Source organism: Mesorhizobium sp. M6A.T.Cr.TU.017.01.1.1, assembly GCF_004023115.1.
Taxonomy (GTDB): domain Bacteria; phylum Pseudomonadota; class Alphaproteobacteria; order Rhizobiales; family Rhizobiaceae; genus Mesorhizobium; species Mesorhizobium mediterraneum.
Window position 1 is genome coordinate 50,951 of the sequence record NZ_RZTA01000029.1, and the last position, 9,854, is coordinate 60,804.

Here is a 9,854-nt window from a genome sequence, read left to right on the forward strand (position 1 = left end):
CGATGGTCACTGATGCCCGCCAGCGCATCGACAAATGGCTGTTCTTTTCGCGTGCGGTGAAATCGCGATCGCTTGCCGCGAAGCTGGTGGTGGCCGGACGCGTCCGCATCAATCGCGACAAAGCAGCGCAGGCCTCCGATATGGTTCGGGTCGGCGACGTCCTGACCATCACTCTTGAGCGACGCATCTTCATCTGGAAGGTGCTCGGCACGGGGAGCCGGCGCGGCCCGGCCGAGGAAGCGCGCCTGCTTTACGAGGATATGTCGCCACCGCCGGTGCCAAAAGGCGAGGCCGTTCCGGATGCGATTCCCGCGCTGCGCGATGCCGGCAGCGGCCGCCCGACCAAGAAGGAACGCCGGGATACCGACCGGTTGTTCGACGACGACTGACGCATAACCGGGCTTAGCCGCATCGCCCCTCTGGAATTCCATTCCGGAACATCGGTGTCGCGCGGCAATGGCTGCCCTTGCAAGCAGCGGGTAAAGGCGTTACCTGACCAAAAAAGCCCAACAAAAACGGGACGTCCCGGAGCCGACTGATGACCTATGTCGTGACCGACAATTGCATAAAATGCAAATACATGGACTGCATCGAGGTCTGTCCGGTCGACTGTTTCTACGAAGGCGAGAACATGCTCGTCATCCATCCCGACGAGTGCATCGACTGTGGCGTCTGCGAACCCGAATGCCCGGCCGACGCGATCAAGCCGGATACCGAGCCGGGTCTCGACAAATGGCTGCAGATCAACACCGAATATGCTGATAAATGGCCCAACATCACCGCCAAGAAGGAGCCGCCGGCCGACGCCAAATCCTTCGATGGCGAGGCCGGCAAGTTCGAGAAATATTTCTCCGCCGAGCCCGGCGAAGGCGACTGACAAGACCGCTGAGTCAGCCAGCATAACGCCGCGTAATAGGCACGGCACATTAACCGCCTTGACAGGCGGCGATGGCGCATGGCCTTCGCGCGTGCAGCAAAACCTTGATTCTTCCGACTTTTTGTGCTACATCAACCAAACATGCCGGTGACACAACGTCGATTTATGGCGCAAACGCCCCAAATCACTGAAAGGTGAATTTCTCAATCCGGACCAGAGTGATCTGGGGCAGGCGATCGCAATTATGCGGTTTGCCGGCCTCGGCTTTTCCGGTGGGTTCATCGTTGCGCGGCTAACGATCGGTTACCCGATCGCGCGAGTTCGGCCGGCAGAATGCCGGTACCACACCAAGGAGTTCATGGCGTAATGGCAACTATCACCCCGCAGAAGAAGTCCAGCGCAGCGCGTCACGGTTTTAAGACCGGCGAGTACATCGTCTATCCGGCGCATGGCGTCGGCCAGATCGTCTCGATCGACGAGCAGGAAGTTGCGGGCCACAAGCTGGAACTGTTCGTCATCGACTTCCAGAAGGACAAGATGCGCCTGAAGGTGCCGGTTGCGAAGGCGACCTCCATCGGCATGCGCAAGCTGTCGGAAGAAGATTATGTCGATCGCGCGCTGAAAGTTGTGCAGGGCCGCGCCCGCGTCAAGCGCACCATGTGGTCGCGCCGCGCCCAGGAATATGACGCCAAGATCAATTCCGGCGACCTGATCTCGATCTCGGAAGTGGTGCGCGACCTCTACCGCGCCGACAACCAGCCGGAGCAGTCCTATTCCGAGCGCCAGCTTTATGAGGCGGCACTCGACCGCATGGCGCGAGAGATCGCGGCCGTCAACCGCATGTCGGAAACCGAAGCGGTGCGCCTCATCGAGGTGAACCTCAACAAGGGTCCGAAGCGCGGCGCCAAGGCCGACAACGAAGAAGCCGAGCAGGAAGAAGCTGCCTGAGCGCTTTCGCCTTAGAATTCAGAAAAACCCGGCCTCGCGCCGGGTTTTTTGTTTTTTGCATGTCGTTATGCCAAAACCGCTACGCCCTTTTGGGGCAGCATGCATTAATCTTCGCCGCCGCCTTCCTTCTCCGCCTCCTGCCTCAGCGTCGCGATGAACCGCTTGGTTCGCTGGCGCTCCGGATTGCTGAACAGAACAGCGGCGGGGCCTTTCTCGACGATGGCGCCGGCGTCGAGGAACACCACCTCCTGCGCGATCTTGGAGGCGAGGCGCAGATCATGCGTCGCCATCACCATGGTGGTGCCCTCGCGGGCGAGCTGGCTGAGCACGTCGACCACTTCCTGCGCCAATTCCGGGTCGAGCGCTGAGGTCGGCTCGTCGCACAGCAGCACCTTCGGCGACGGCGCCAGCGCCCGGGCAATCGCCACGCGTTGCTGCTGGCCGCCTGACAGGGTCGCCGGCCAGGCATCGGCCTTGTGCGCCATGCCGACCTTTTCGAGCAGGGCGAGCGCCCGCTCGCGCGCCCTCGCCGTCGGCCATTTCAGCACCGTCACCAGCCCCTCCATGACATTTTCGATCGCCGTGCGGTGCGGAAACAGCTGGAAATTCTGGAACACCATGCCCGTCTGCAACCGCAGGCGCTGGATGGCCCTGCCGGGAACTTTGCCGCCCGGTTGGAATTCGAGCGCGTCGTCGCCGATGCGCACCGTGCCCGAAGTCGGGATCTCGAGCAGGTTGATGCAGCGCAGCAGCGTGCTTTTCCCGCCGCCCGAGGGACCGACAAGGGCGGTGACGCTGCCTTCCTCGATGGTGACGGTCACGCCCTTCAGCACGAGGTTGTCGCCAAAGCGCTTCTCGATGTCGGTGAGGCCGATCATGAGCGCGCCTCCAGGAAGCCGCCATAGCGGTTGAGCCGCTTTTCCAAGCGCGTCTGCAATGCCGACAGCACGGAGCTCAGCGCCAGATAGAGAGCCGCCGCCTCGATATAGAGGATCAGCGGCTCATAGGTGGTGGCGACGATGCGCTGCGCCGCCTGGAACATCTCCGGCACGGTGATGGCGGCGGCCAGCGATGTATCCTTGACCAGCGAGATGAAGGTGTTGGATAGCGGCGGCACCGCGACGCGGCCGGCCTGCGGCAGTATGGTGCGCCGCATCGCCTGGCTCCAGGTCATGCCGATCGAATAGGCCGCCTCCCACTGCCCCTTCGGCACCGAGCCTATGACGGCGCGGATGATTTCCGACGTATAGGCGCCGATGTTGAGCGTGAAGCCGATCAACGCGGCTGAAAAAGCGTCGAGCAGGATGCCGACCGAAGGCAGGCCGTAGAAGATCAGGAAGAGTTGCACCAGAAGTGGCGTGCCACGGAAGATCCAGACGTAGAAGCGAACCACGGCGACCAGCGGCTTCGGGCCGAACAGCCGGACCAGCGCCGCGACCAGCCCAACGAACAGCCCGAAGGCGAACGACAGCAGCGTCAGCGGCACGGTAAAGATAAGCGCCGCCCACAACAGCGTCGGCAACGAGTCCAGCATCAATTGCAGCCAATGCGGCACGAAAACCCTCCTTGCGAGATTGCCGCCCAAAAACCGGCCCGGCAGCATCAAGGCGCGACCATACGGTCGTCATATCACGCGAAAAGCGGCGGCCGTCAAAGACGGCTCGCCGCGAGACTTGCTTGCCATGCGGGCCGGCAAACCCGGCCCGCTCCATGAAATGCGCTTACTTCGAAACGTCCTGGCCGAAATAGGTGTCGGCGATTTTCTGGTAGGTCCCGTCGGCCTTGATGTCGGCCAACGCCTGATTGATGGCGGCGACCAGTTCCGGATCGCCCTTGCGCACGATGACGCCGGAATAGTCGGCGTTTTCTTCCTGCGCGGCGATCTTCACATCGGCGTCGGGCTTGTGCTTCTTGAAATCGAGGAAGGACAGGCTGTCGTTGATGGTGGCGTCGGCGCGGCCGGTAAGAAGCAGCTGGATCGACTGGTCGAAACCGTCGGTGCCGACGAGCTCGGCGCCGTTCGTTTCGGCGAGTTTGCCGAAATTCGAGGTCAGCGACTGCGCTGCCTTCTTACCCCTAAGGTCGGCAAAGCTCTTGATGTCGGTATTGTCGCCGCGCACGATCAGCACCGCCTTGGAAGCGATGTAGGGATCGGAGAAATCATACTTGGCCTTGCGCGCCTCGGTGATGCCGACCTGGTTGATGACTGCGTCATAACGCTTGGCGTCTAGGCCGGCGATCAGCCCGTCCCATTTGCCTTCGAGGAATTCGGCCTTGACGCCGAGGCGCTTGGCGATCGCCTGGGCGATCTCGACGTCGAAGCCGACCAACGCACCCGAGGCATCATGATAGGTGAAGGGGGCATAGGTGCCTTCCGTGCCGACCTTGAAGACACCGGCCTGCTTGATCTGATCGAGATTGGCGCCGGCATGGCCTGATGTGACGGCCAGAACCTGCAATGTTGCGGCGACGATAAGCGATTTGAGCCATTTCATTTTTCTGTGATCCCGTCCTTGGCCGGTGTCCGGCGCATTTGTGAGCGCCGGAAACTGACAGATGCAGGCTTGCAAAATAAGGAATAAGATTTCAAAAATGATATGATTTCGAAATCCAATTCTAAAGCCCACATCGAGTCACGCCAACCGACCGCGTAGCGACCGCCGCAACAAGCTTTCGGACAGTGCAATCCACGCGACCTCAGCGGCGGAACCATTCACCCGCGTGGCACGTTCTTGGCTGTTGTAGGGCGCGGCGTCGCCAATTCAACCACGATGCCAGCTCAGGGTCGCACCACAACGCCCGGAACAGGGAGCGTGGCATGATGGAAGATACGGCAGGGCGAACCATGGTCCGCGCGGCGATGAAAGCCCCCTATCTCGAGCGCGACGAGGAGCATCTTCTCGCGCTGCGCTGGAAGGAAGACAACGACCAGCAGGCGCTGCACCAAATCGCCATGGCACATATGCGGCTGGTCATTTCCATGGCCTCGAAGTTCCGCCACTATGGCCTGCCGCTCGGCGACCTGGTCCAGGAAGGCCATGTTGGCCTGCTGGAGGCAGCGGCCCGCTTCGAACCGGAGCGCGAGGTACGGTTTTCGACCTATGCGACATGGTGGATCCGCGCCTCGATGCAGGACTACATCCTGCGCAACTGGTCGATCGTGCGTGGCGGCACCAGTTCGGCGCAAAAGGCGTTGTTCTTTAATCTGCGGCGCCTGCGCGCCCGCTTGGCAAACGGCGCCGAGCCGATCTCGAATACCTCGCTCTATCGCGAGGTGTCAGTGGCGCTCGGCGTCTCCGAGGCCGACGTGGCGATGATGGATTCCCGCCTTTCGGCACCGGACAGCTCACTCAACCAGCCGCTCGCCGACGATGCGGGCGCCACCGAGCGGATGGATTTCCTGGTTTCGGACGATCCTCTGCCGGACGAGGTCGTGGGTGACACGATCGATGTCGAACGCCGCTCTGTCTGGCTGAAAACGGCGCTCGGCGCGCTCAACGCCCGCGAGCTCAGGATCATTGAGGAGCGCCGGCTGAGCGACGAGGGCGCGACGCTCGAAGCGCTCGGCGAGGCGCTCGGCATCTCCAAGGAGCGCGTCCGCCAGATCGAGGCACGCGCCATGGAAAAGCTCAAGATAGCGCTGGTGAAGCAAAACCCCGAGTTTCTGGCGACAGCCGCCTAGGGTGTGTCGGGATTCAGGTTAGGCCGAGCCGAAAACGGTGGTTTCCGAGAACCGGAGCGGAGCGTACTTAAAGTACGTGAGCACCGGAAGCGCAGGAACTGCCGTTTGCAGGCCGGCATCACCTGAATATCGACACACCCTACCTGTCGGTGATGATCTTGACTTTATCACCGGCCGAAACGGCAGCACCGGGCGACATCGCATTGAGCACCCTGAACAGGTCGAGCTTGCGGTCGACGCCGACCATCTGCGCGGCGAGCGAACCCATGGTCTGTCCGGGCTGCACCGTGACGACGCGGATATGCAGCGGCTTCAGCGCCGCTTTCTCGGCCGCGCTCAAGATACGGAAGGAGCCGCTGACCGAGCGCGCCACCGCGTCCAGCGAGGTGCTGGCAGAGGGGGCTGCCGTCAACAGCCGGTAGACCTGACCGCCGGCGCGGATCACCGCGATGTCGAACTGCCAGCCCTCGGCGCTGGCATGCGCCGTCGCCGCCTCGTTGCCGTTGATCGTTTCCTGGCGCACGCTGCTTTCGTCGAGACCAGCCACCCAACCGCTGCGGATGTAGTCGGTCAGCGGGCGGCTCTTGTCGATCGAAACGCCGTCGAAGCGGATCGCTATGTCGCCCGGCCCGGTTGCCGTCACCGCCGCGGCCGAGTTGTCGATGATGAAGCCGCCGGGCACCGAGAATGACACGCCGAGCCCCGGATGCAGGAAGGTTTCGCCACGCACATAGCCTTCCTCCGGCGTGTCGCCATAGAGCAGGCCGTCTATACCGGCGAGGAAGGGGTCACGGTCGCGCGTCCCGACGCCAGGCGCGCCGAACTGGCGGGCATGGCGCTGCGCCAGATCGATGCGCTGCGGCGTGTTGGGGTGCGTCGCCAGGAAGTCGAGGCTGGCGTCGGTGGCGCCGCTGATCGAGCGGAAATCGGTGTAGGCCGACATGGACTGCAGGAAGCGGCCGGCGGCAAAGGGATCGAAGCCCGCCTCGCCGATCGACTTGATGCCGATGCCGTCGGCCTCCAGCTCCTGATTGCGCGAGAACTGGGCAAGCCGCAGCTTGCCGCGGATCAGTGCCGCCTTGGCGGTCGGGCTGTCGCCGAGCACATCCGAGACGACCTTCGTAGCAAACCCCTCCTCGGCCTCAAGCTGCTGGCGCTGCAAGCCATGGTTGGCAGTGACGTGGCCCATCTCATGCGCGATCACCGCGGCGAGCTCGGCCGAATCGTTGGCCAGCGCCAACAGGCCGCGCGTGATGTAGAGATAGCCGCCCGGCAATGCGAAAGCGTTGACGTTGGGCGAATTGAGGATGGTGATGCGGTAGGTATGGGTCGGGTTGGCCGACACCACGGTCAGGCGGCCGACGACCTTGGCGACCATGCGCTCGAGCTTGGGATCGGAATATTCACCGCCATAGGTGGCGAGGATACGCGGATGCTGCGCCTTCGCCATTTCGGCGAGCTTGCTGTTGGCGGCGACATTGTCGACTGTGATCGGTTTGCTGGAAGGCTGGAAGCCGGATTCCTGAACGTCCGGCGGCGTGAACATCTGGCAGCTTGCCAGCGCCATGGCAAAGCCGGCCAGCGCGAGGAAGCGCGCCAGCGGTTTCCTTCTCACTCTGTCGGTGCCGGTCGGCAGAACAGCTTCCTTTCGGGTCTCGGCACATGACCCCGAAAATCGGGCATCGATTTTCAGAAAAGGATCATGCGCAAAATCAAACTGCCACAGCATCCTTCGCGCGCACGAGCACACGCGGCACTGTAGTGGCAAATCACAGTCTATGCCGGACCAGTATCGGAGGACCTAGCCACACTACTTTGACCAAGGCAAGCAAACGCCACATCGCCTGAAGCCGGTTTGGCCGTAAATTATGTCCGCTTCCGGGCAACATCTCGTGATCCTTGGCCAAACGGACCTGCACCGATATAACGCCGGAATGCTTCCGGTCCAGCCTTGGTGAAAAAATCGGCGACAGCCCCAGTCGCGGCAACCGCGCCATTGTCCAGGAACACCATGTCCTGGCCGATACGGTGGGCGTCTTCCGGCTGATGCGTGACGAACAGCACCGTCATGCGCCGCTCCGCATGGACGCCGGCTACCAGGTCGAGCATGTCGTCACGCAAGGCCGGCCCGAGCGAGGCGAACGGCTCATCGAGCAAAAGAACCGGCCGATCGCGCACGAGGACGCGGGCGAGTGCGACACGCTGCCGCTCGCCGCCCGAGAGTTCGCGCGGCAGACGCTGTTCCTTGCCGGCAAGGCCGACGCGCTTGAGTGCCCCCGCGATTGCCACGTGGTCGGCCTCAGCCAGCCTGAGCGACGGCGAGCGGCCAAGGCCGACATTTCGTTCGACCGAAAGATGGGCGAAGAGATTGTTCTCCTGGAACACCATTGACACGGGCCGCGCCGAAGGCGGTTTGGCGCCGACATCGGCGCCGCTGATCAGCACGCGGCCCGACCGCGGCGTCTCGAAGCCGGCCACCAGATTGAGCAGCGTCGATTTTCCCGAGCCGCTCGGCCCCATGATCGCAGTGATCTTCGAGGCGGCGAACGCGACGTCGAATAAAAACGGCGCTTCACTATGGCTGAACGAAACCTTTTCCAGCCGCACAGCCGTGCCGTTTTCAGCGCTGTTGAGCGTCATGTCTTTTCTCCCCGCCCCAGCCGGTCCGCGGCCAGCACAAGCGCGAGACAGACCAGGCCGAGCAGCAGCGACAGGCCTGCGGCATCCATCGTGCGGTAGCTGCCCATGCGCGCCAGCAAGAGATAGGGCAGTGTCTGCAGGGAGTCGCTACCGAACAGGGCGATGACGCCGAGATCGCCGAGCGACAGTGCCATGGCAAAGGCGAAACCGGTGGCGAGCGGCCGCCGCAGCGACGGCCAGTCGATCAGCCGGAACCGGTTCCAGCCCGAAACGCCAAGCAGCAAACAGAGCCGTTCGTGGCGTTCGCTCGCCGCATCATAGCCGGGGCGAATAGCGCGGATGGCAAACGGCATCGCCATCACCGCGTTGACGGTGACGACCATGACAGGGGCGATGGCGAAGACGTCGCTGACGGTACGCAGGAGCAGAAACCAGCCGGCGCCGATGACGATGGGCGGAACGACGAGCACGAAGCCGGCGCCGGTATCGGTGGCATGCTCGAGCAGCGTCTTGGCGCCGACGCGACGCTTCAGGGCCAGTGCCCGTCGTGCCATGACGAGCGACAGCGACAGCGCCACCGAAAGCAGCGCCGCCAGCAAGGCGAGCACTGCGCTGGTCAGCGTCGCTTGCCGCACAGCGCTCTCGCCCGCCAGCCGGCCAAGATCGGCGCCAAGGCCTGACGCCACCGTGGCCGCCATCGGCCCGGCGACGAACAGCAATGCCAGAACGATCAATGCTGCGTTCAGCACGGTCTCGCCGACGCTTGCCGAAAGATACCGGCGCGGTGCCACCGACAGGTTGGCATCGCCGACGGTGTTGGCGCCGAGCCGCATCAAAACCAGCACCACGACGAAGGTCAGCGCGATCTGCAGCAGTGTCAGCGTCACCGCGCGGGCAGGATCGAAATCGAAACGCAGCGCCTGGTAGATAGCGACCTCCAGTGTCGTCGCGCGCGGCCCGCCGCCCAGCGTGAGCACGATGGTGAAGGATGTGATGCACAGCATGAAGACAAGCCCGGCGACGCCCGGCAGCGCCGCCCGCAGCGTCGGCCATTCGATCAGCCGGAAGGCCGGTCTGGCGCCCATGCCGAGCTGGCTCGCCAGCCGCCACTGGTCGGCCGGCACTGTCCCCAGCGCTTCAAGGAACAGCCGCGTTGCCAGCGGCAGGTTGAAGAAGACGTGGGCGACGAGGATGCCGGACAGGCCGTATATGCCTGGCCAACCCTGACCGCCAATCGCGCTGAGCAGGCCGGCGAAATAGCCGGCACGGCCATAGAGGGCCAGAATGCCGAGCGCGGCGACGATGGCCGGCAGCGCCAGCGGCACGGCGAAGAGCTGCAGGATGAAGCCACGGCCGAAGAAGCGCGGATGCCGCGACAGCGCCCGCGCAACGAACAGTGCCGGCACGACGGAAAGCAGTGTCGACAGAAGTGCCTGCCACAGCGTGAAACGGACAACGCGGAAGAGATAGGGATCGAAGGTCGACGCGGCGCCGGACGGGTCGCTCGTGCCCTCCACGACAAGACCGGCAAACGCCCCGCCAATCAAAAATGCTATTGCCGCCAGCGCGAGAATGCCGGCGTTGATGCGGGAGTCGGGTGATGGCGCGCGTTGCACGCTAGACCACCAGATTCGAGGTTCTTAGCGAGGATTGCGTTCCTTCGCGCCCCCCTCTGTCCTGCCGGACATCTCCCCCACGAGGCGGGAG

The 9,854-nt window shown here is 63.4% G+C and carries 10 protein-coding genes; 4 read left to right on the plus strand and 6 right to left on the minus strand.

Annotation, left to right across the window (positions count from 1 at the left end):
• Positions 1–2 precede the first annotated feature (2 nt).
• From EOB36_RS12155 to EOB36_RS12165, 3 genes are all read left to right on the plus strand, one after another.
• Positions 3–389, plus strand: coding sequence for an RNA-binding S4 domain-containing protein (locus EOB36_RS12155; protein ID WP_095487360.1), 387 nt, complete (start codon positions 3–5; stop codon positions 387–389).
• 149 nt (positions 390–538) lie between these two features.
• Positions 539–877: a ferredoxin FdxA gene (gene fdxA / locus EOB36_RS12160; protein WP_095487362.1), complete on the plus strand. Its 339-nt coding sequence runs from the start codon at positions 539–541 to the stop codon at positions 875–877.
• A 366-nt stretch (positions 878–1,243) separates the two neighbouring features.
• A complete protein-coding gene (locus EOB36_RS12165) occupies positions 1,244–1,825 on the plus strand; it encodes a CarD family transcriptional regulator (RefSeq protein WP_027152934.1) in 582 nt (193 codons plus the stop codon).
• A gap of 104 nt (positions 1,826–1,929) precedes the next feature.
• Here the strand turns inward: EOB36_RS12165 and EOB36_RS12170 are convergent, their stop codons facing one another.
• The 3 genes from EOB36_RS12170 to EOB36_RS12180 form a co-directional block, all read right to left on the minus strand.
• The gene (locus EOB36_RS12170) at positions 1,930–2,703 is read right to left on the minus strand and encodes an amino acid ABC transporter ATP-binding protein (RefSeq protein WP_095487364.1); all 774 of its coding nucleotides are present in this window, start codon (positions 2,701–2,703) and stop codon (positions 1,930–1,932) included.
• Entirely contained in the window at positions 2,700–3,380 is a 681-nt protein-coding gene (locus EOB36_RS12175) for an amino acid ABC transporter permease (protein WP_029348816.1), read from the minus strand. The genes EOB36_RS12170 and EOB36_RS12175 overlap by 4 nt, the downstream gene beginning before the upstream one ends.
• 166 nt (positions 3,381–3,546) lie before the next feature.
• Positions 3,547–4,320, minus strand: coding sequence for an amino acid ABC transporter substrate-binding protein (locus tag EOB36_RS12180; protein ID WP_095487677.1), 774 nt, complete (start codon positions 4,318–4,320; stop codon positions 3,547–3,549).
• A gap of 323 nt (positions 4,321–4,643) precedes the next feature.
• Between EOB36_RS12180 and EOB36_RS12185 the strand changes: the two genes are divergently transcribed.
• On the plus strand, positions 4,644–5,507 hold the full coding sequence (locus tag EOB36_RS12185; RefSeq protein WP_095487366.1) for an RNA polymerase factor sigma-32: 864 nt from the start codon (positions 4,644–4,646) through the stop codon (positions 5,505–5,507).
• A gap of 139 nt (positions 5,508–5,646) precedes the next feature.
• Here EOB36_RS12185 and EOB36_RS12190 read toward each other — a convergent pair whose 3' ends face one another.
• The 3 genes from EOB36_RS12190 to thiP form a co-directional block, all read right to left on the minus strand.
• Positions 5,647–7,074, minus strand: coding sequence for a M48 family metalloprotease (locus EOB36_RS12190; RefSeq protein WP_164897504.1), 1,428 nt, complete (start codon positions 7,072–7,074; stop codon positions 5,647–5,649).
• Positions 7,075–7,373: 299 nt separating this feature from the next.
• Positions 7,374–8,147 carry a thiamine ABC transporter ATP-binding protein gene (gene thiQ, locus EOB36_RS12195; protein WP_095487367.1) on the minus strand — a complete coding sequence of 258 codons (774 nt, stop codon included), beginning with the start codon at positions 8,145–8,147 and terminating at the stop codon, positions 7,374–7,376.
• Positions 8,144–9,763: a thiamine/thiamine pyrophosphate ABC transporter permease gene (gene thiP, locus EOB36_RS12200; protein ID WP_127205982.1), complete on the minus strand. Its 1,620-nt coding sequence runs from the start codon at positions 9,761–9,763 to the stop codon at positions 8,144–8,146. The genes thiQ and thiP overlap by 4 nt, the downstream gene beginning before the upstream one ends.
• Between the last annotated feature and the right edge of the window lie 91 nt (positions 9,764–9,854).